The sequence below is a fragment of the Streptomyces sp. NPDC050610 genome (assembly GCF_040654875.1).
GTDB lineage: Bacteria > Actinomycetota > Actinomycetes > Streptomycetales > Streptomycetaceae > Streptomyces.
This window is the reverse complement of record NZ_JBFAIV010000024.1, coordinates 64,056-84,352: the sequence shown is the minus strand read 5'-3', so window position 1 is coordinate 84,352 and position 20,297 is coordinate 64,056. Positions and strand designations below refer to the sequence as shown.

At 72.6% G+C, this 20,297-nt stretch carries 18 protein-coding genes; 9 read left to right on the top strand and 9 right to left on the bottom strand.

Translation table 11 applies throughout. From position 1 onward, the window contains the following. Positions 1-42 precede the first annotated feature (42 nt). From AB0I22_RS26870 to AB0I22_RS26845, 6 genes are all read left to right on the top strand, one after another. The gene (locus AB0I22_RS26870) at positions 43-240 is read left to right on the top strand and encodes a DUF397 domain-containing protein (RefSeq protein ID WP_363133479.1); all 198 of its coding nucleotides are present in this window, start codon (positions 43-45) and stop codon (positions 238-240) included. A gap of 92 nt (positions 241-332) precedes the next feature. Continuing rightward, positions 333-1,184 (top strand): SGNH/GDSL hydrolase family protein, encoded by an 852-nt coding sequence (locus AB0I22_RS26865; protein WP_363133478.1) that lies wholly within the window; start codon positions 333-335, stop codon positions 1,182-1,184. Positions 1,185-1,190: 6 nt separating this feature from the next. Next, positions 1,191-2,462, top strand: coding sequence for an acyltransferase (locus AB0I22_RS26860; RefSeq protein ID WP_363133477.1), 1,272 nt, complete (start codon positions 1,191-1,193; stop codon positions 2,460-2,462). Between the two features lie 394 nt (positions 2,463-2,856). Next, complete coding sequence (locus tag AB0I22_RS26855) at positions 2,857-3,555, top strand: response regulator transcription factor (protein ID WP_363133476.1); 699 nt, start codon at positions 2,857-2,859, stop codon at positions 3,553-3,555. 196 nt (positions 3,556-3,751) lie between these two features. After that, positions 3,752-5,320 carry an ATP-binding protein gene (locus AB0I22_RS26850; RefSeq protein WP_363133475.1) on the top strand — a complete coding sequence of 523 codons (1,569 nt, stop codon included), beginning with the start codon at positions 3,752-3,754 and terminating at the stop codon, positions 5,318-5,320. Further along, positions 5,317-5,862, top strand: coding sequence for a hypothetical protein (locus tag AB0I22_RS26845; protein WP_363133474.1), 546 nt, complete (start codon positions 5,317-5,319; stop codon positions 5,860-5,862). Before AB0I22_RS26850 ends, AB0I22_RS26845 begins: the two co-directional genes overlap by 4 nt. A 79-nt stretch (positions 5,863-5,941) precedes the next feature. Here AB0I22_RS26845 and AB0I22_RS26840 read toward each other — a convergent pair whose 3' ends face one another. Next, positions 5,942-7,252 carry an erythromycin esterase family protein gene (locus AB0I22_RS26840; protein ID WP_363133473.1) on the bottom strand — a complete coding sequence of 437 codons (1,311 nt, stop codon included), beginning with the start codon at positions 7,250-7,252 and terminating at the stop codon, positions 5,942-5,944. Positions 7,253-7,407: 155 nt separating this feature from the next. Here AB0I22_RS26840 and AB0I22_RS26835 point away from each other — a divergent pair, with 155 nt between their 5' ends. After that, complete coding sequence (locus AB0I22_RS26835; protein ID WP_363133472.1) at positions 7,408-8,907, top strand: alpha/beta hydrolase; 1,500 nt, start codon at positions 7,408-7,410, stop codon at positions 8,905-8,907. A gap of 38 nt (positions 8,908-8,945) precedes the next feature. Here AB0I22_RS26835 and AB0I22_RS26830 read toward each other — a convergent pair whose 3' ends face one another. The 3 genes from AB0I22_RS26830 to AB0I22_RS26820 form a co-directional block, all read right to left on the bottom strand. Next, positions 8,946-9,158, bottom strand: a complete 213-nt coding sequence (locus AB0I22_RS26830; protein WP_363133471.1) for a hypothetical protein — start codon at positions 9,156-9,158, stop codon at positions 8,946-8,948. Positions 9,159-9,261: 103 nt separating this feature from the next. Further along, entirely contained in the window at positions 9,262-10,578 is a 1,317-nt protein-coding gene (locus tag AB0I22_RS26825; protein WP_363133470.1) for a nucleotidyltransferase domain-containing protein, read from the bottom strand. Between the two features lie 8 nt (positions 10,579-10,586). After that, positions 10,587-12,185 carry a methylmalonyl-CoA mutase family protein gene (locus AB0I22_RS26820; protein ID WP_363133469.1) on the bottom strand — a complete coding sequence of 533 codons (1,599 nt, stop codon included), beginning with the start codon at positions 12,183-12,185 and terminating at the stop codon, positions 10,587-10,589. 325 nt (positions 12,186-12,510) lie between these two features. On the opposite strand from AB0I22_RS26820, the gene AB0I22_RS26815 reads away from it, so the two are divergent. Further along, positions 12,511-13,461, top strand: a complete 951-nt coding sequence (locus AB0I22_RS26815; protein ID WP_363133526.1) for a L,D-transpeptidase family protein — start codon at positions 12,511-12,513, stop codon at positions 13,459-13,461. A 256-nt stretch (positions 13,462-13,717) separates the two neighbouring features. Here the strand turns inward: AB0I22_RS26815 and AB0I22_RS26810 are convergent, their stop codons facing one another. The 3 genes from AB0I22_RS26810 to AB0I22_RS26800 are packed head-to-tail and all read right to left on the bottom strand — an operon-like array spanning position 13,718 to position 17,033. Next, complete coding sequence (locus tag AB0I22_RS26810; protein WP_363133468.1) at positions 13,718-15,127, bottom strand: hypothetical protein; 1,410 nt, start codon at positions 15,125-15,127, stop codon at positions 13,718-13,720. After that, a complete protein-coding gene (locus AB0I22_RS26805; RefSeq protein WP_363133467.1) occupies positions 15,127-15,795 on the bottom strand; it encodes an RNA polymerase sigma factor in 669 nt (222 codons plus the stop codon). Before AB0I22_RS26805 ends, AB0I22_RS26810 begins: the two co-directional genes overlap by 1 nt. Before the next feature lie 35 nt (positions 15,796-15,830). After that, positions 15,831-17,033 (bottom strand): DUF4328 domain-containing protein, encoded by a 1,203-nt coding sequence (locus AB0I22_RS26800; protein ID WP_363133466.1) that lies wholly within the window; start codon positions 17,031-17,033, stop codon positions 15,831-15,833. Between the two features lie 375 nt (positions 17,034-17,408). On the opposite strand from AB0I22_RS26800, the gene AB0I22_RS26795 reads away from it, so the two are divergent. Then, entirely contained in the window at positions 17,409-17,999 is a 591-nt protein-coding gene (locus tag AB0I22_RS26795) for a Uma2 family endonuclease (RefSeq protein WP_363133465.1), read from the top strand. A gap of 16 nt (positions 18,000-18,015) precedes the next feature. Here the strand turns inward: AB0I22_RS26795 and AB0I22_RS26790 are convergent, their stop codons facing one another. Both AB0I22_RS26790 and AB0I22_RS26785 read right to left on the bottom strand, forming a co-directional pair. Next, complete coding sequence (locus AB0I22_RS26790) at positions 18,016-19,521, bottom strand: ATP-binding protein (RefSeq protein WP_363133464.1); 1,506 nt, start codon at positions 19,519-19,521, stop codon at positions 18,016-18,018. A gap of 142 nt (positions 19,522-19,663) precedes the next feature. Next, a complete protein-coding gene (locus AB0I22_RS26785; RefSeq protein ID WP_363133463.1) occupies positions 19,664-20,209 on the bottom strand; it encodes a hypothetical protein in 546 nt (181 codons plus the stop codon). Between the last annotated feature and the right edge of the window lie 88 nt (positions 20,210-20,297).

Below are 20,297 nucleotides of genomic sequence, written 5' to 3'. Positions count from 1 at the left end.
CGAGGTCTGCAGCCACGCGCAAGAACTCTGAGAGGACCCACCGTGACCACGCCCGTAAAGATCATCTGGCAGAAGTCCTCCTACTCCGGGGGCGGCGAGAACAACAACTGCGTCGAGGTCGGCATATCCGCCGGCCACGTCCACCTCCGCGAGAGCGACACGCCCGCCGTCGCCGTCACCACCACCCCCCTCGCCCTGACCGGGCTCCTCCGCCTCATACGCGGGGACCGGCCGATGTGACGTCCCTCGGGCTCGTGAGGGTTTGTTTCCCGGAATATGACCGGACGATGACGGGCGGCGATCGGCGGTCATCCGGCTGATTCTCTCGGCGCATGAGCAACGCAAACAGCAAGAACAGCAGGAACCGCAGGAACAGCGATGAGAAGCACCGCTCCCCCTACCGCCCCGTCCTGACCGCGATGGCCTCCGTCGCCGTGCTCGGTGTGGCCCTGGTGGGTTGCGGGCAGCAGGAGTCGGGCTCCGGGGCGCCGGATGAGCACAAGCAGCAGGCGGCCTCGGGCGGCGGGGCGAAGGTGTTGTGGGTGGGTGACTCCATCGCCGCGGCCGAGGCCCCGGCGATCGGCGCGGCGCTGGAGGCGAGCGGCGTGAAGTTCAAGGACGCCTCGTCCGACGGCGGCGGCACGGTCGTGGACAGTGGCGAGAAGATCACGCAGATGATCTCCGGTGACACCTGGAAGCAACTGGCCGAGAACATCAAGGCGTTCAAGCCGACCGTGATCGCCTACCAGGTCACCACGTATGACTGGGGAAGCGCGGACCAGCAGCGTGCCGCGTACGAGAAGCTCGTACGCACGGCGAAGGACGCCAAGGCGAAGGTGGTGTTCGTGCCGTCGCCGCCCATCAAGATCGACGACTTCTACAAGCAGCACGAGGCGCAGATGCGCACCGCGCCGAAGACGGCCGAGGAAGTCGCCGGGAAGAGCGGGGGAACGGCGACGTACCTGGACGCCTCGCAGTTGTGGGGCACCGACAGGTCGGCCAAAAAGGCGCAGCGCGGGCCGGACGGTATCCACAACTGCCAGCAGGGCGCGGCCGCCTTCGCCAAGTGGTTCGGCGAGGAGCTCGGCAAGAGCGAAGGGTTCAAGCCCGCGCCCGTCGACAAGTGGGCCAAGGGCGGGTGGACCGGTTCCGACCGGTACGGCAAGCTCAAGTGCGAGAGCTGAGGGGCTGTGGCAGCCTCGTCGGCGGCAGCTCTTGTCCCTGCCGTTCCCGGGCGGCACCGGTCCCCCGATAGCCGGGGAACCGCCCGTAACCACGTCTCCGCGCTCGACGGGCTGCGCGGCTTCGCCGTGGCGGCCGTACTGCTCTTCCACGCCGGCCGGCTGAACGGCGGGTTCCTCGGAGTCGACCTCTTCTTCGTCCTGTCCGGGTTCCTGATCACCGGCCTGCTGCTCGGCGAGGCGGCGGACAAGGGCCGGGTCGCCTTGGGCGCCTTCTGGTGGCGCCGGGCCCGGCGGCTGCTGCCGGCCCTGGTCTGTGTGGTGGCGGTCGTCCTGCCTGCCACCTGGGCATGGGGCGGCGGCAACTTGCTGCGGTTCGCGCTGGACGACACCCCCTGGGTCGGGGCCCAGGCGGTCAACTGGCACTACATAGGTGAGCAGATCGGCTACTGGGACGGTTCCGGCACCCGGGTCTTCGCCCACCTGTGGAGCATCGGTGTGGAGTGGCAGTTCTATCTGGCCTGGCCGCTGGTCGTGGCGGTGGCCGCCCGGGGGCGGTACGGCCAGCGGATCGTGGCGGTCCTCGCAGGGGCGGGCGCCCTGGTCTCGCTCCTCCTGACCGTCTGGCTCGGGACGGCCGTGGACACCACCCGCGCGTACGAGGGCACCGACACCCGCGCGGCCGCCCTGCTGCTCGGGGCGCTGGCCGCCACCGCCCCGCTACGGGCCCTGGCGCGGCGGGTGCCGCGCCGCGCGGCCGACCTGGTGTGCCTGGGGATCGCGTGCGGCCTCGCCGTGGCCTGGACGGTGACCGGGGGCGAGGGCTCGCCGCTGCTCTTCAAGGGCGGGCTGTTCCTGCACTCACTCGCCGCGGCCGTGCTCATCGCGCTCCTGACGCACGTACCGGATACGTACGCGGCGCGCGTCGCCGGAAGTCGGCTCCCGCGGGGCCTCGGCGCGCTGTCGTACAGCCTCTACCTGTGGCATTGGCCGGTCTACCTGCTGTTGCTGCCCCGGCTCACCGGGCTCGGCCGGTTCGGTTGGCTCGGCTGGCTGGGCGACTGGGGCGCGACGGCCGTGGCCATCGCCGTGTCGTTGCTGGCGGCGGCGCTGACGAAGGCCGTCGTGGAGGACCCGGTGCGGTTCCGGACGGGCTGGGCGCGCGGCCGGCGCGGGGCGGCCGCCGTGGCCGTGGCGGCGCTGGCGACGGCCGTGTTGTGGGCGACGGTGCCCGAACCGGTGACGGGCGCGGGCACCGTCGACATCGAGCAGTTGCGGTGAGCGCGCCGTTGAATCGGCGGCCGTACGCTTCCTGCGTCATCGAGCCGTCCTGCGTCGTCGAGCCGTCCTACGTCGTGGGGGCGGCCTGTTTCGTCGGGCCGGCCTGGGTCGTGGTGAGGTCGGCCTCGGTCGTCGGGCTGGCCTGCGTCGTGGGGGCGGCCCGTGCCATGGAGTCAGACCGCGTCGTCGGGTCGTCCTACGCCGTGGAGTCAGACTGTGTCGTGGGGCGGCAGCCGTACGTCCACCGCGTCGGGGGAGGCGGAGGCTGTACGTCCACCGCGCCGCAGGAGCCGACGGCTGTACGTCCTGCGCGTGGAGTCGACGACCGTACACACCCTGCGTCACGATATGACCCGATATGACATCTGTGCTCGCTGCCCAGGAGGTCCCGTCCATGTCCCGCGTCCTGCTGATCGAGGACGACCCGGCCGTCCGCCGCGGCATCGTGTTCGGCCTGAACCGCATGGGCCACGAGACGGAGGCGGTCGGCACCGGCGAGGACGGCCTGGAGGCGCTGGAGGCCATCAGACCCGATCTCGTGCTCCTGGATCTGATGCTGCCGGGAATGAGCGGCCTGGAGGTGTGCCGCCGCATCCGCGAGACCAGCCAGGTACCCCTCGTGATCCTCTCCGCCCGCGGCGACGACGTCGACATCGTCGTCGGCCTTGAGGCGGGCGCCGACGACTACGTCGTCAAGCCGGCCAGTGCCGCGGTCATCGAAGCGCGGATGCGCGCGGTCCTGCGGCGCGTCGCCCCGGCCCAGGACGCCGCCGGAACGGCCACCGGCCTGACCCAGATCGGCGACTTGGAGATCGACCGTGACTCGCTCATCGTCCGCAAGAGGGGTACGGACCTCACCCTCGCCCCCTCGGAGCTGAAGCTGCTGCTCTTCCTCAGCGCCGCCCCCGGGCTCACCTTCAACCGCCAGCAGCTCCTGGAGGACGTCTGGGAGCACAGTTACTACGGGGACGCCCGCCTGGTCGACGCCTGCGTCATGCGGCTGCGCGGCAAGATCGAGGACGAACCGCGGGAGCCCGTGTACGTCCAGACCGTGCGCGGCTTCGGCTACCGCTTCGGCCCGCTGCCCGCATGAGAAAGCCGCCCGCGTGAGAACACCGCCTGCATGACAACTCCGCCGCATGACAACTCCGCCGCATGAACGCCGCCCGCTGTAGATGTCCATCCGCACGAGAACGCCACCCGCATGAAGGCACCGCCCGTATGAAGGCACCGCCCGTATGGAGACAGCGCGCGCATGAAGGCACCACCCGTATGAAAACACCGCCCGCATGAGAATCACGCCATCCCGTGGCCTGCGCCCGCGCCTGGTCGTCGCGTTCCTCCTGGTCGCGGCGGTCAGCGCCCTGGTCACCGCCGCCCTCACCTTCCGCCAGGCCCGCCAGTCGATCCTGGACCGCGCCCAGAGCAGCGCCGTTCACGATCTGCGCGTCCAGGCCGACTCGCTCGCCCCGAACCTCCCGGTCAGCCCGACCGACGAGGACCTGCGCGCCCTCGCCCGCCAGCTCGACCGCGCGACCGGCTCCCGGGACTGGCACACCGCCGTCTCCCGCGACGGCGGACCGCTCATCGGCGCCGCGGTCGACGTCAGCGGCGCCCTGCGCGACGCGACCGCCAGGAGCGGCGACGCCAGCTTCTACGAGCGCGTCGACCGCGACGGCAGGCCGCGCCTGCTCATCGGCATGCCTGTCGGCTACGACCATCACGGCCGGCGGAGCACGGCGAAGCCCTCGGGCCTCGTCATCTACGCCGCCCTCTCCCTGGACCGCGAACGCACCGACATCTCCGCACTGATCACCGCCGCCTGGGCAGGCGCGATCCCGGCGCTGGCGTTCGCGGTCGTGCCCGCCCTGTTCGCGGCCCGCCGCGTACTGCGTCCCGTACGGCGGCTGCGGACCGCGGCCGAGAAGATCACCGAGGGGGCACTCGACACCCGCCTCGACGCCACGGGCAAGGACGAACTCGCCGCGCTCACCGGCACCTTCAACACCATGGCCGGCGCGCTGGAACGGAACGACACCAAGCTGCGGCGGATGGAGGCCGACTCCCGCCGGTTCGCCGCCGACGTCACGCACGAACTGCGCACCCCGCTCGCCGCGATGGCCGCCGTCACCGACGCCCTCGACGAAGACGCCCGTTCGGGCGAGCTGCCGGCGGACACCGCCGACGCGGTCCTCCTCATCAGCGACGAGACCCGCAAGCTGACCACGATGGTCGAGGACCTCATGGAGATGTCCCGCTTCGACGCCGGGGCCGCGCACCTCCACCTGGACGACGTCGACCTGCGCACCCTGATCGGCAAGACGCTCCAACTGCGGGGCTGGCACGAATCGCAATCACAATCACGGTCGCAGACGCCGTCCCAGTCCCAGTCCCAGTCACAATCCCAGTCGCCGTCGCAGTCCCAGTCCCAGTCGCCGTCGCCGTCGCCGTCGCACCAGGTCATCACCGATCTCCCCGCCGACAGCCCGCGCATCCGCGTCGACGCGCGCCGCATCGACGTGGTCCTCGCCAACCTCATCGGCAACGCCCTGCGCCACGGCGCGGCCCCCGTCACCGTACGGGCGACCACCACGCCCCACTCCCTCGTCATCGGCATCGCCGACAGCGGGCCCGGAATCCCCGACGAGGTCCTGACCCATGTCTTCGACCGGTTCTACAAGGCGGACACGGCGCGTACCCGGTCCGAGGGCAGCGGCCTGGGACTGTCCATCGCGATGGAGAACGTACGCCTGCACCACGGAACCCTCACCGCCGCCAACCTCCCGGACGGCGGCGCGGTGTTCACCGTGACGCTGCCGCAGCCACCACCCCCGGAACCGGAAGAGGCCCCGTCGTGAAGCGCTCACTCACGTACATGGGGGCCGCCGCGCTGACGCTCGCGCTCGCGGTGACCGGCTGCGGGACCGGCTCCACCGGCCCGGTCCGGGCCGGCGCTCCGGCTTCCGGGCTGCGCGAGCCAGGGTCCGGGACGGAGTACGCGCAGCTCTACTTCGTCAGCCCCAACGGTCTCCAGTCGACCGCCCGCGAGGTCACCGCCCCAGCGCCACCGCAACAGGCGCTCGACCTGCTCCTCAAAGGCCCCGACGCCACCGAACGCTCCCGCGGCCTGACGACGGAAGTCCCGCCGTTCCACGGCCGGTTGGCCGCACAGGCCGCCTACGGAGCCGTGGACGTACGCCTCCCCGCCCCCGTGTCCCAGATGAACGGCGGCGGCGGCCTCGGCCTCAGCCAGATCGTCTGCACCGCCGCCAACGCCCGCCTGCCCGGCGGCAAGCAGCCACCGGACGTGACCGTACGAGTCCACGAGCCCGGCTACAAGACGCCGTGGACCGTACGCTGCGACGCGGCGGGCAACGTCGTCCCCATCCCCGGCCACTGAACACGACCGCTGAACACGGCCGCTGAACACAGCCGGGCCCTGGAATTCGCCGCGTCCAGAGGGCATCAGACATCAGGCATCAGGCGGGCGAAGCCTTCCCGGGCAGGGGCGGCAGAGGCCGGGAACACGTCGATTCCGGTATGAATACGAGGCCGTCGTACTCCTCGGCCAGGACCGTCGGCATAGAGCTCAGCCGGTAGACGAAGCGCGGAACGTACGCCCCGAAGCTGCGCTGGGAGTGGCTTTCGCGCAGCCACTGTTCCACGGTCGGCGGAGCGTCGCCGTCGGTGCGGAGGTTCACCATGTGGCTTCCGGCGGAAGCCTCGGACAGCTTCGCTTCCACGAAATCGGAGCCGGCCGCGCCGATCGTGTTCCTGACGGGCCGCCGCGGCGCCGAAGCGGGCCGGGCGAGAGCGCGCCGCCCGCCGCGACAGGCCCGAAAGGCCCCCTTGCCGAACAGCAGGCCGAGCCCGTAATACGCCTCGCCGTAGCGCTGCCGCAGGTGTCGGCCCGCCGCGGGGACTCCGCCGCCGTAGTGGCCGGTCATGATGTGGCCGTTGTGCGCCCACAGGGCGACCTTGGCGGCGTCATCGCGGTCGAGCAGCTCCGCGACGGCCTCGGCCATGTACCGGTCGCGGGCGACGAGGGCGCTGCGCTCCGGCGCCTCATGGTGCGGGGGACGGCTGACCACATCAGCGGCCCGGACGACGAGGCGGGCGTGCCGACGTGCTTCATCGACTCTTGTCGCGGAGGTGAGTTCGGTCAGCTCAGCCGCGTCTCGTTCCAGATAGCCGACGAGCTCCTGGGTATCGCGCAGCCACTGGCGCCGTGCTGCGAGGGGCGCGCCCGGTGTCGCGTCGGCGAGTCCGCCGAGCCCCGCTCGAAACGCTGCCGCCCTCTCCGGCGCCGCCGCGCGCAAGAAGGCGTCGAGCACCGTGATCGAGTCCCCACAGCGCTGTGGATCGATGCCCACGAAGCGCACCTTCTTGTCGTCGGGCTTGTCGTCGGGCACCCCGCGGTTGTACGCGCGCATCCACTCGATCATCGCGAGCACCTCGTACGTGCGCCAGGTCCAGAAGCCCAGCCGCGCCAGCACGTCCGCGGCCTCACCGGTGCCGTGCAGGACGTACTGGTCGACCGCGAGGCCCGCCGAGGCGCTGGCCTCCATAGCCAGGACGGAGAACCCCATCTCCGTGACCAGGAACTCCAGCAGCCGGTGCTTGAGCAGGAAGAACTCCCGCGTGCCGTGCGTGGCCTCCCCCAGCCCCACGACCCGGACCCCGTCCAGGGTCCGCTTCAGCGGCTCCAGGTCTCCGGTGGGCGACCCTGCCGTGAGGCTGTCCAGCGGGACGGCGTTCGCCGCCAGCCAAGCCGTAACTTCTGCGGTCACTGCTCTCCTCGAATACAGACGGCTTCGGACATCTGACATTTCTTCAGTTGGATCAAAGTTCTCGTCGACCTGCCCTCTCCCCATCCACCGTTCCCAGCCCACGAGTTGGCACAGGCCCCGTCAACCCCACCCTCTCCCCCCGCGTCCCCTCCCCCATGGGGATTCGCAGCAGGAACACCGCCGTATGCATCGCCCTCGCCGCCGGACTGCTCGCCCCCGGTTCACCCGCGCACGGCAAGGAGCCTCCGGCCCCGAGCCGCCGGTCGTCGCCGAACTGGGAGACCTGCCACGACGCCGCACTGGACGCGGCGAAGGCCCGCTGCGCCGACCTGGTCGTACCCCTCGACTACGCCCACCCCCACGACGGCCGTACCGTCACCCTCCGCGTCTCACGCATCGCCGCCACCGACCGGGCGCACCGGATCGGCGCCCTGCTGCACAACCCAGGCGGCCCCGGCAGCCCGGGGCTCGGCATGCCCGTGAGGGCGCGACGGGCCATGGGGGCCGAACTGGCCGCCCGGTTCGACCTTATCGGGGTGGACCCGCGGTTCATCGGGCGGAGTTCGGCCGCCGACTGCCGCTGGAAGGTGCGGAGTTGGGCAGAGGCCGCCGGGCACGACCTCGAAGGATTCAGGCGGTCGGCCGCACGACAGCGGGAGTTGGCGCAGGCGTGCCGTGTCCACGCCGCCGACGCCCTGCCGTACGCGGGCACCGTCTCCGCGGCCCGCGACCTCGACCGGGTGCGCGTCGCGCTGGGCGAGGAGCGGGTCTCCTACCTGGGCGAGTCGTACGGTACGTACCTCGGCGCCGTCTACGCGCAGTTGTTCCCCTCCCGCGTCGACCGGCTCGTACTCGACGCACCCGTCGATCCGCGCCGCTGGCCGCTCCGTACGCTCCAGGGGCAGGCCGCGTCCACCGAACGCGCGCTGCACGCGTGGGCCGGCTGGGCGGCCCGGCGCGACGACGCCTACGGGCTCGGGGCCACCCGCCAAGAGGTGCTGCGCACCGTCGCTCACATCCAGCGCGCCGCCGCCCGCGCGCCGCTGCGGCTCGGCCCGTACACGCTCGGCGAGCGGCAGTTCCCCATCGCCCTGTACGCGTTGCTCGCCGACGCCCGGCGGGACCCGCAGCTCGGCGAGGTCCTGAGCCTCTTCCGTACGGCCGCCGACGGGAAGCCCGCGCCGCCGCCCAGCGGCGGGGCGGCCGAACAGCTGCTCCGCGCCATGGCCGCCCCGCCCGACGGGCCCACCGGCGCCGACGTCCTGGTCTCCTGCGCGGACGGGCCCGCGCCGCACGACCCGATGGCGTACTGGCGCGACGTCCAGCGCAGCCGCGCCGCCCTGCCGGTGTTCGGGCCGCTGTTCCACAACATCCTGCCGTGCGCCTTCTGGCCGTCCCCGCGCGAGCCGCATCCCGTCATCGGCAACCGCGTGCCCGCCCTCCTCATCGCCGCCACCGGCGACGTCAAGGCCGCCTACTCGGAAGGCGTCGCCCTCCACGGCCTGCTGCGGGAGTCACGCCTCGCAACGCTACGGGCCCGGGTCCACATCGCGTACGGGAGCGGCGTCAGCCGTTGCGTCGACGACCTGACCAACGCCTACCTCGCCTCCGGTGAGCTGCCCCGTCACGACCTGCGGTGCGACGCCGGCCCGTAGCAGGAACAGCCGGAACAGCCGGCCCGTAGCCGGAACAGCTAGAACAGCGGCTGCTGGCCGGGGATCGGCGGCTCCTCCGGGTCGAAGAGCTTGGGGGCCGCCGCCATGAGCGGGGCCATCCGGCGGGAGCCGGGGCAGGAGATCAGCTCGAAGCTCGTACGGCGGCCCGGCGGGTCGTGGCGGGCGTAGCGGCCGCCGACGACGGCGATCTCGCGGGTGCAGATGGGGCAGGCGCGGCGGGGAGACGACATGACACCAGTTTGACTCAGGCTGATCGCGGCATCGGGCCGGATCGGCGCGCATCGGCGCGGATCAGCCCGCATCGGCACCTCGCCCCGTCCGAACCGCCCCTCATCACTCCAGTTCCGTCGCCACCAAGCCACGCACCCGGTCCGCGAAAGCCCTCACCCCCTCCCCCTCCTCTTCAGCCGCCTCCGCCTCCGCCTCCGCGGCCAGGCGGCGGATGTCCTCCGGCCAGCGGCCCGTGGCGCGGCGGTCGGAGCCGACGCGTTCGAAGCCCCGGTCCAGGAGGCCGCGGGCCGCGTCGGGCCGGTCGCGTTTCACGGCTTTCACGGCGGCCACCGCGTTGGCGAGGGCGCTCACGGACAGCGGCCATCCCCCGCCCGCCGGCGCCGCGGGCCCGGCCGGGGAGCCGGACTCCGCCCGTACCTCCAGGTCCAGGCGCCAGAACAGCGGCAGGTCGCGGAAGGTGAGGAACAGCAGACGGCGGTCGGGGCGGGCGTGGAAGTCGGGGTCGCTGCGCGCCGGTAGGAGCAGCGGATGGGCGGCGTTCAGGGCGGACGGGACGGCGTCGACGCAGGCCGCGAAGTCCGCGTCGGGCACCGTCCACACGAGGTCGAAGTCGCTGTAACGATCCGCCGTGTCAGTGGCCAGCGAACCGCGCAGGACGGCCGTACGGGCCTGGGGGCAGCAGTCCGCCAGGGCGTCGACGATCCGGCGCAGGGCCTCGGCGAAGGCGAAGCCGCAGCGGTCCCCGATCGCCTCGTAGATGATCTCGACGGGGACGTTCGGCAGCCCTGGCACGGGGACTTCGGCGGCGTCCAGGACGTAAACGGGCCGTCCTACGGGCTGTCCTAGGGGCTGTCTTGCGGGCTGTCCTACGGGCCGGCCCGCGCGCCGCCCACCAGCCTGCCCGCCGCCGCCCCCGCCTCGCGAGCCGCGCCGCGAGCCGTGCTGCGATTCCTGCTGCCGCCGCGCTTCCTGCTGCCGCGATTCCTGCTGCTGCCGCGCTTCCTGCTGCCGCGATTGCTGCTGCTGCGGGCCGTGCAGCCGCGCCCGGCCGTGCGTGCCGTCCGGGGTGACGACCCAGTACGCGCTCGGGCGGAACAGCTCCGCCTCGTACAGCACGGGCCGGGCGAGCCGGGCGGCGAGGATCTGCCCCAGGGCCCGGCCCCCGGGCGGGTCGGGCGCGCCCTCGCGGACGCGGATCTCCAGGTGCCAGGAGACGTCGCCGGTCACGGACCGGTACGCGCAGACGACGGGGCAGGCCGCGGGCGTGTCGCCCGCGGCCGCCACGCCGATCTCCGCCGCCGACACGCCGAAGCCCTCCGCGAGGGCGTCCGTCAGCCGCGGCAGGTCCAGCCCGCCGACGACGAAGAGGCCGTAGCCGTGGCTGAAGCCGAGCCAGCCGCCTGTGCCCCCGCTCTGCACGTCGGAACTCAGAACGCGTCGGCAGGCACGTACGTCCCCCACACCTCGCGCAGCGCGTCGCAGACCTCGCCCACCGTCGCCTTCGCCCGCAGGGCGTCCTTCATCGGATAGAGAACATTGACCGAGCTGACCGAGCCCGCCTCGCTCTCTGCGGCCTTCTTCAGTTCGGCCAGCGCCGCGTCCACCGCCGTCTGGTTTCGTTCGGCGCGCAGCGCGGCCAGCCGCGCGGCCTGCTGGGCCTCGATGGCGGGGTCGACGCGCAGCGGCTCGTACGGCTCCTCCTCGTCGAGCTGGTAGCGGTTGACGCCGACGACGACACGTTCGGCGCTGTCCGTCTCCTGCGCGATGCGGTACGCACTGCGCTCGATCTCGTTCTTCTGGAAACCGTTCTCGATCGCGGCGACCGCGCCGCCCATGTCCTCGACCCTGGCCATGAGGTCGAGCGCGGCCCGTTCGACGTCGTCGGTCATCGTCTCGACGACATAGGAGCCCGCGAAGGGGTCGACGGTCGCGGTCACGTCCGTCTCATAGGCCAGCACCTGCTGTGTGCGCAGGGCGAGCCGCGCCGACTTGTCGGTCGGCAGGGCGATGGCCTCGTCGAAGGAATTGGTGTGCAGCGACTGCGTGCCGCCGAGCACCGCCGCGAGCCCCTGCACGGCCACCCGTACGAGGTTGACCTCGGGCTGCTGCGCCGTGAGCTGCACGCCGGCGGTCTGGGTGTGGAAGCGCAGCATCTGCGACTTGGGGTTCAGCGCGCCGAACTCCTCGCGCATGACCCGCGCCCAGATCCGGCGCGCGGCGCGGAACTTGGCGACCTCTTCGAGGATCGTCGTCCGCGAGACGAAGAAGAAGGACAGGCGCGGCGCGAAGTCGTCGACGTCCATGCCCGCCGCCACCGCCGTACGCACGTACTCGATGCCGTCCGCGAGCGTGAAGGCGATCTCCTGCGCGGGCGAGGCCCCGGCCTCCGCCATGTGGTAGCCGGAGATCGAGATCGTGTTCCACCTCGGGATCTCGGCCTTGCAGTACTTGAAGATGTCCGCGATCAGCCGCAGCGAGGGCTTGGGCGGGAAGATGTACGTGCCGCGGGCGATGTACTCCTTGAGCACGTCGTTCTGGATGGTGCCGGTCAGCTGGTCCGCCCGTACGCCCTGCTCCTCGCCGACGAGCTGGTAGAGGAGCAGCAGGAGCGCGCCGGGCGCGTTGATGGTCATCGAGGTGGAGACCTTGTCCAGCGGGATGCCGTCGAACAGGATGCGCATGTCCTCGATGGAGTCGATGGCGACGCCGACCTTGCCGACCTCGCCGCTCGCCAGCGGCGCGTCGGAGTCGTGGCCCATCTGAGTCGGCAGGTCGAAGGCGACGGACAGACCCGTCGTGCCGTCGGCGATCAGCCGCTTGTAGCGGGCGTTGGACTCGGTGGCCGTGCCGAACCCGGCGTACTGGCGCATCGTCCACGGCCGCCCCGTGTACATCGTCGGGTACACGCCGCGCGTGAAGGGGTACGAACCCGGCTCGCCCAGTATGTCGGCCGCGTCCCGGCCGGCGAGTGCGTCCGGACCGTAGACCGGCTCGATGGGCAGACCGGACTCTGTCTCACGCGCCATGGGCTGTGCCTCCCGCTGAGTTGCCGAACTGCCGAAAGGCAGCTGCCGGGGTCTCGCCGCGGACTGTAGCGGCGGCCGCGCGAAGGGTGGAGCCGCACGGCCTGGGACCTTCCTCACAGCCTGCCCGTCGAGCGAGGCTGAGCCACCTCGGGGCGGGGGCGAGGTTCGGCCTCGGGCGGTGTCGAGGAGCGGCTGTGGCCTGGGCGAGGTTCGGTGATCGGTGCCGGGAAGGGACGGGGAGGTTCGCACGCGGGAGGTGGCGGGCTTCGCCCATCTGCGGGGGCGAGGTTCGGTCTTCGGCGGCTCTGGGCATCATCCACCGGTGATGCAGCAGACAACCGTCGTACGCAGAGTGCTCGTCGCGGCAGGAGTGGCGGCGGGAGCGGTGGCGCTGACCGCCGGGTGCAAGGTGCAGACCGCGCCCGTCTCCGGCGCCTCGCAGCCGGTCGGCGGCAGTCACGCCCGTACGGACCCCGGCCCGGACGCCAAGCCCGCTACGGGCGTACGGCCGTGGCCGTCCTGGCCCGGCTCATCCGGGCGCGACGCTCCCCACGGCTCGCACGCCTCTCAAGCACCCCATGTCTCTCATGCCCCTCACGGCCCCAATCGGACCCACGCGCCTCACGCGACCCGTCCGGCGGCGCCCAAGGTCGTCCTCGCACCGGGCGCGCACGGCTCGCGCGTGCGCGAGTTGCAGGCGCGGCTGCGCCGGCTCGCGCTCTTCGGCCCCAACCCGACCGGCTACTACGGGCCGGCGACCAAGAGTTCCGTGGCCGCCTTCCAGCGCGGGCACGGGCTGAACGGCACCGGCACGACCGACAGCGGCACCTGGCGCGCGCTGCGCTCCGCGACCGGCCGGCCCTCGGACATGGAGCTGCGCCCGCCGACCACGAAGCCGCTCGACACACCCGACCGGCGGTGCCGGACCGGGCGCGTACTGTGCATCAGCAAGAAGAGCGACACGCTGGCCTGGATGGTCGACGGCAAGGTCGTGTCGGCCATGGATGTGCGGTTCGGCTCGCAGTACTCGCCGACGCGCGAGGGCGCGTTCAAAGTGGACTTCAAGAGCCGCGACCACGTGTCGACGATCTACCACTCGGCGATGCCGTACGCGATGTTCTTCAGCGGCGGCCAGGCCGTCCACTACTCCTCGGACTTCGCGGCCCGCGGCTACGCGGGGGCTTCGCACGGCTGCATCAACGTCCGGGACAAGAAGAAGATCGCGGCACTCTTCCGGGAGGTCCGCAAGGGCGACCGCGTCGTCGTCTACCGGTAGGCCGCTACCGGTCGGCCGCTATCAGCAGTTCGTCGCTACCGACTGTCCGTCACCGTCGGTCCGCTCCCGGCGGCCGTCTCCCGGTGGTCCGCTCTCGAAGAGCAGCGCGGGCAGGGCCGGGGGAACGTGCCCCGCCCGCGCCGAAATGCGCACTGGCCGTTGGTACGGGGGGAACCCCGGCCTCATGCGCAGCCGATGACCAGTCGGCCTACTTCATTCAGCGCCGGCCGTCCGAAAAACGTCACACCCGGCGGCGTCACCGGTTCGCCGAGGCCATCGCCAGTACCGGCCGGGCCTTCGCGGACGGTGCTGCCGAGGCGGTTCGGGACGGTGTGGGCGTGGGCGGGGCCGATGTGTGGGCGGTGGGGTCGGGGCTGGGGCCGCTGTTTCCGCCACCCATGCCCCCGCCTGGTCCCGAGCCGTCGCCCTCACCTCCGTCCCCGTCCCCCGCGTCGTCACCGTCTCCGGCTCCGGATCCGCCCCCGGCGTGACCGGGGCCGCCGTCGTGGCCGTGACCGCCCCCGCCGCCACCGTGGCCGCCGCCCGCCTCGCTTCCCTGGGAGCCGCCCGACTCCCCGGAGCCCGCCGAGCCTCCGGAACCCCCGGAACCCCCGGAGCCGCCGGAATCCAGCACGCGCTCGCAGTACTTGTGCGCCGCGGACGGGCCGCCGACGGCGCGTTCCAGCCGGCGCAGCTTCTTGTCCTCGACCTCGCCGTCCGGACCGCGCTTCGCGGACAGGTACGCGCGGCACACCTCTTCGGCCCGTGCTCTCCCGGCCCTGCCGTCCTTGCCGTGCTCGCCGCCGCCGTGTTCCGCCTTGCCGTCGCCGCGGCGGTCGCCGTCGTCCTTCCGGCCGTGGGACGGGTCGGCGCCGTCCTCGCCCCCGCGCCGGTCCCCCGGCGGGCCGCCGGTCGGCGAAGGGGACGGGTCCGGTGCGGTGCCGGCCGAACCCGACGGGTACCGCGAGGGCTCCCCCGTGCTCAGTTCGAGGTCGGGCCCCGGCGACCGGCCGCTGCCGCCTGTGTCGTCGGCCGCCGAGACGCTGGTCGCGGGCCCCGGTTCGCCGCCGTCGCTGAACGGCGCCGGGAGCATGCCCGTACCGGCCGCGACCGCCACCCCGCCCAGCGCACAGCCCGCGAGGGCCAGGGCGAACGCGGCCTTCAGGGGCCGCCGTACGAAGGAGGGCCGACCGGCGAGGGCGCCCAGCCACACGGTCCGTACCGGCGCGGGCTGCTCGGCGCGCGCCGCCCGGAACGCGGCGAGCGCCCGTTCCTCACCGGCGGACAGTCCGTCCGGCCCGGCGGCCGTCAGCTCGGCGGAGGCTTCGGACAACGCCTCGGAGAGAGCGGCGGCGAGCCGACGGGGGGCGGCCTGCCCGCCTGTACCTCGCGCGGCATTCGCCTCACCGGCCTCGCCCGCCCCGCTCACATCCCCGGTGCCGCGCGCGTCTGCGACCACATCCGTACCGGCCGCACCGCCCACCGCGCCCGTAGCGCTCGGCTCATCCGCAGCGTCCATAGCGTCTGTCGCACCCGCCGCACTCGTCACACCCGGCGCGCTCACCGCGTCCGTACCGGCCGGATCATCGGCATGGACCGGCTCGCCGCGCAGCAACCGCTCCACGGCGTCGTCGTCCAGCCAGCCGTACCGGTGGTCGTCCGCCATCACATGTCCTTCTGCGTCCCGGAACGCAATTGCGTCACACTTGCGGAAGCGCCCACCCCGGTGGGCGGCGTGCGCCCGCCCCGCCGCCCCGGCGCGGGGTCCGGTCCCACTGGTCCCGCCGGTCCCGTCACCAGTTCCGCCAGCCGCCGCAGCCCCCGGTGCGCGGCGGTGCGTACCGCTCCGGGCCGTTTGCCCAGCACTCCGGCGGCGCTCTTCGCGTCGAGGCCGACCACCACGCGCAGCACGACGGCCTCCGCCTGGTCCTGCGGCAGCTGGGCTATGAGGGCGAACGCGCGTCCGGTGCCCAGCGATTCCAGCGCCTCTCCCGCCGTGTCGGCGTCGGCGGCCCGGCCCTCCAACTCGCTCTCGTCGCCGCCGATGGCCGGGCGCCGCCCGCGCAGCCGGATGTGGTCGAGGGCGCGGTTGCGGGCGATACGGGCCGCCCAGCCGCGGAACCGGTCGGCGTCGCCGCGGAACCGGCCGAGGTCGCGGGCGATCTGGAGCCACGTCTCGGAGGCCACGTCCTCCGCGTCGGGCTCGCCGACCAGCGTCCGCAGGTAGCCGAGCAGCCGGGGCTGTACGGAGCGGTAGACGGTTCTGAAGGCCGTCTCGTCCCCGTCCTGGGCCGCGTACACGGCGGCGGTCAGTTCAGCGTCGTCCCCCAGCACGCCCACATCCTGCCCCACTCCGATCGGCCCGCGGTTCAGTACCCCGCCGGGCCGGAACCGTTCGGCGGCTGCGGGCCCTGTTGGCCCTGCTGCCCGTACTGACCCGCCTGCGGGGGCGGCGGGGGCGGGCTCTGCGGCGGGCCGGGGTAGCCGTAGCCACTGCCCGGAGCGGCCGGTTGACCGTAGCCACCACCCGCGGCGCCCGGTTGGCCGTAGCCGCCGCCCGGAGTGCCAGGAGCACCCGGAGTGCCCTGAGCGCCCGGGTAGCCGTAACCAGTGCCCGGAGCCGGATAGCCGGCGCCGCCGCCCGGGGCCGGGTACCCCGGATTTCCGTACGGCATGCCCGGCATCGCGCCGCCGTACCCCGGGCCGCCCTGCGGCCCCGCCATGGCCCGCTGCTCCTGCATCGCGGTGAGGCGGCGGACGAGGAGGATGGCGAGGATCGCGGCGGCGAGCAGCACGAGGTACGCGACGATGCTGGAGGCGAGCGCGTTCTGGAAGGCGTCGACGCGGCTGCGGACGTTGAAGACGGCGACGTCGGCGTCGACCATCCGGCCGCGCGCGACGACGTACTGCATGGTGGTGGCCGAGTTGAGCACGGCCCCCACGATCCACAGCACCCACCAGGCGTTGAGCAGCCCGCGCGGCGCGTACGGCCCGGAGGGGGAGCTGGCCCGCCAGATGTCGTTGGCGATCTGCTTGGGGAACCAGAAGCTCACCACCGGCGTGAACCAGGCGCCCGCGGCCCAGCCGCTGCCGTACCGGTGCTGACCGGGCGCGAACACCTCGGCGTTGAGCCGCGTCCGCCGGAACCACACCGCCCACACGACGGCCGTGGCCACCTGCGTCAGCGAGCCGAGCAGCAGCGTGACCCGGAAGAAATCGTCCGCGCCGTCGAGGTCGGACTCGCTCGCCCGGCCCCCGTCGAGGGCGTCCGAGATGACGCCGTACTGCCCGGCCGCGGCGATGACGCGCAGCACCAGCACGAGGATGGTCACCGCGAACAGCACCGTCACCGCCGTCGCGAGCCCGCGGCGCAGATCCACGCCCCCGGCGGGCATCGACGGCGGCGCGTACGGGGCGTGCGGCCCGCCCGGCTGCGCGGCGTACGCGCCGGGCTGCTGATACGGCCCCGGCTGCTGGTACCCGCCCGGCTGCGGCTGCTGGTAGGCGCCGCACGCGGCACAGCGGCCGTCCTGCCCCACGGCGACGGCGCGGCAGTTCCCGCACGGATACATCTTCGAGACCCCCAGGGGACGTGACCGTTTCGCCAGTCACGGGCGTGATGAGCGAATATCGCGCCCACCGGCGCGGACCAGCACGTTACGGGCACCCGCCCGGTTCCGTCCAGAGCCGCACAGCCGCCCGTACGGCCGTGCGGTGTGACGGTTTCACGCCGCGCGGCGCTGTAAGAAGTACGGGCCGTACACCCGCCCGTACCGGACGGGCGGCCGGGGCCTCTCCTGTGGGGGGTGGCGGCCCCGGCTGTCTCTCCGGCCCCGCCGTACCGGCCACCGCGATCCCGCGCCGCAGGTGCGTACGGCCGGGCCGAGGTCCGGACCCGAGGCTCCGAGGAGCTCCCGGCTCGCCGCGGCCGCGGCTACCGTAAAGCCATGACCGCGCTGCCCGACTGGATGCGCCCGCCCCGTACGGAAGGCTGGTTTGCGGAGGATCTGGATCACCTCCCCGAGGCGCCGCGCCACACCGAGCTGATCGACGGAGCCCTCGTATTCATGATGTCGCCCCGGCGGTCCTGGCACGGGCGTCTCGTCACCGCCCTGACCACCGCCCTCATGGCGCAGGCGCCGGCGGGCGTGGAGGTCGAGCGGGAGATGACGGTCCGCCTCGACGCCCGCAACCGCCCCGAGCCGGACCTCCTGCTGACGAATCTCCCCTACGACCCCGACCGCACCTGGTACGCGCCCGACGACGTGAAACTCGTCGTGGAAGTCGTGTCCCCCGAGTCCGCCCACCGCGACCGCACGGTCAAGCTCCGCAAATACGCGGAGGCCGGCATCCCCCACTACTGGTGCGTCGAGGAAGAGGACGGCGCACCCGCCGTCCATGTCTACGAGCTCGACGAGCCTGCGGGCGCCTACGCGCCCGCGGGCATCTTCCGGGGCTCCCTCCAGCGCCCGGTGCCCTTCGAGATCAGTCTCGACCTCGACAAGCTCACGCCTCCCCGGAGCGGCGGAAAGGCCTAGGCGCGCCCACTGCTCGTCAGCCGCCGTAGAGGGCGGGCAGGTCGACCAGGAGGAGATCGTCACGCCGGTCGGCCAGGTCGACCAGGTCGGGGTAGAAGCCGTGCAGGGAGTACAGGGCCAGGGTGGTCGCAGTGGTGTCGTAGCCCTGTTCTGCGAGCAGGACGCGGATGTGTTCCAGGCGCTCCAGGTCGCCGGTCCCACGGCGGGCGGCCGTCGCCTTGGCCTCGCCCAGCAGCGCGATCCTCGCGCGGGGAGCCTGCGGCCGCTCACCGGCGGCCAGAGCGATGACATCGACCTCGTGCTTCGTCCGGCCGGCCTGGTCGGCGACCTCGGTGGTGCCGACCGGTCCGGGCAGTCCACCGGGCAGCAGGGTGTGGGCGTAGCGGCGGGTGAAGTCGCGAGCCAGGTCCTCGAAGTGCGGCCCGAGGATTTTGGAGTTGAAGGTCGGGGCGGCCTGCTGCCACACCTGCTCGGCGAAGCCCTGCTCCACGGCGGCGGCCTGCGGGAGGGTGATGAGCTGGTTGAAGCGGATGACGGGGTCGGCGAGCGTGATGACGGGGTGCCTGGAGCGGAGGATGTCCTGTTCCCGCTGGATGTAGCCGGTGGATTCCAGCACTCCGAGCGGGTGGGCGACGGCGTTGCGCGGGCGCTCCAGGGCGGCGCCGATCTTGCTGGGGGTGGTGGCGCCTCGCGCGATCGCGGTGAGGATGTCGTAGTACAGCGTGTGCTGCGTGATCCTGGGGTCCTCGCGCAGCAGGTATTCGGTCTCGGTCCGCGAGTACACCGCCCGACCCGGGTCGAGCAGCGTCCGGGTGAGCCACGTGTCGAAGCCGTCGTCCGGGTGCGGGCGGGCGGCCACCGGCCGGTAGCCGGGGGCCCCGCCCAGGACCGCGTGCACCTTCAGTGCGGTCAGCGGGTCGGCGATCTGCCAGAAGTCCCGGCTGCCGCGGTAGCCGAAGGCCCCCAGCCTCAGATCGACCACTGCGCGTCCCCGCAGCGGTTTCGTCCCCGAGAGCAGTTCGTGCATGACGCTCATCGCGGAGCCGCACAGGATCAGCCGCGGCCCCGGCCCGGCACCGGGCCGGGCACCCCGTTGACGCTCGTCGTAGAGCTGTTGCAGCAGCCCCGGGATCTCGGGCGAGTGCTGGAGCAGATACGGCAACTCGTCGATCACCAGGAGCGGGTGTGCCGAACGAGCTGTCACATCAAGGGCGTTGGACAAGACGTCACGCCAGTCGGCCAGACGCAGACTCCCCGGCCGCAGGCCGGCGTGGACAGCGATCGCGTCACTGAACCGCCGGATCGCGGGCAGGCGTCCTTCCTCCCGGACCGCTGTGACGTACAGGCCGCCGACCTGCTCGGACAGGGCCCGCAGTAGGTACGACTTCCCATGCCGACGCCGCCCCGACACGATGCCGAGCCGCATCGCCGGATCCGGATCGGCGAGGAACTCCGCGAGCAGATCCCACTCCCGGTCCCGATCGACCACGTCGTCCGGCTTGGCCGCCAGGCTGTTCTTCACTCGCTCTCCCATACACAGACTGCGACGGAATGCGTCTAAGTCTACTTCGACAGAAAGTGTCGTAGTGGGATTCTCTCTGCGACAACCGAGCCCAGCGGATCCAGCGGGACGCCCGGCGGCTGACCGCCGTGACGACCGGCGCTCAGCCCTCCCGTCCGCGCTCCCTCTCCCCCTCCTCCGCCTCGTCCTCGATGCCGAGTTCCGCGAGCAGGTCGTAGAAGAGGTTCTCGACGAACGGTTCGGGCTCTGCCGCCATTACCCGCGCCAGCGCGCCCGCGTTCGCGATGTGGCCCGCGGCGGCGGCCCAGGCGACGCCCTGGGAGGCGGCGTCGCGCGGGGTGAGGAACAGTTCGCCGATGTCCATCTCGCTCTGCTCCATGTAGCGGGCCATCGTCGCGCGGCCCAGGCACGCGGACCAGGAGCCGCCGGACGGGCTCGCCGCCGCCACGACCGCGCACTCGCTGTCCAGTACGTACGCGGCCAGGGCCGGGGCGCCGGTCTCCTTGGTGAGGCCTCTTACCAGCGAGTCGATGTCGCCGAGTTCGGGCTCGGGCGGGTGCTGCCACAGCTGCCAGCCGTCGGCGAAGGTGTCGGTGAGCTCCAGGTGGTCGCGGCTCTCGTCGAAGACGGCGCACTCGACGAGCCCCCGTTCGCTTCGGCCGATGACGAAGTAGCCCCAGAAGCCCATCCTGATCTCCTTTGATCACACGGCTCTTGGCCTTACAGCGCACGGCCCCACGGCAACGTCACACCCCGGCGCCCGCCGGGTCCCTCCG

Bases quoted from the DNA above. Each gene is read 5' to 3' on its own strand.
- AB0I22_RS26865 (WP_363133478.1), top strand. From the start codon at position 333: ATGAGCAACGCAAACAGCAAGAACAGCAGGAACCGCAGGAACAGCGAT.
- AB0I22_RS26855 (WP_363133476.1), top strand. From the start codon at position 2,857: ATGTCCCGCGTCCTGCTGATCGAGGACGACCCGGCCGTCCGCCGCGGC.
- AB0I22_RS26850 (WP_363133475.1), top strand. From the start codon at position 3,752: ATGAGAATCACGCCATCCCGTGGCCTGCGCCCGCGCCTGGTCGTCGCG.
- AB0I22_RS26835 (WP_363133472.1), top strand. From the start codon at position 7,408: ATGGGGATTCGCAGCAGGAACACCGCCGTATGCATCGCCCTCGCCGCC.
- AB0I22_RS26830 (WP_363133471.1), bottom strand. From the start codon at position 9,158: ATGTCGTCTCCCCGCCGCGCCTGCCCCATCTGCACCCGCGAGATCGCC.
- AB0I22_RS26820 (WP_363133469.1), bottom strand. From the start codon at position 12,185: ATGGCGCGTGAGACAGAGTCCGGTCTGCCCATCGAGCCGGTCTACGGT.
- AB0I22_RS26815 (WP_363133526.1), top strand. From the start codon at position 12,511: ATGCAGCAGACAACCGTCGTACGCAGAGTGCTCGTCGCGGCAGGAGTG.
- AB0I22_RS26810 (WP_363133468.1), bottom strand. From the start codon at position 15,127: ATGGCGGACGACCACCGGTACGGCTGGCTGGACGACGACGCCGTGGAG.
- AB0I22_RS26800 (WP_363133466.1), bottom strand. From the start codon at position 17,033: ATGTATCCGTGCGGGAACTGCCGCGCCGTCGCCGTGGGGCAGGACGGC.
- AB0I22_RS26795 (WP_363133465.1), top strand. From the start codon at position 17,409: ATGACCGCGCTGCCCGACTGGATGCGCCCGCCCCGTACGGAAGGCTGG.
- AB0I22_RS26785 (WP_363133463.1), bottom strand. From the start codon at position 20,209: ATGGGCTTCTGGGGCTACTTCGTCATCGGCCGAAGCGAACGGGGGCTC.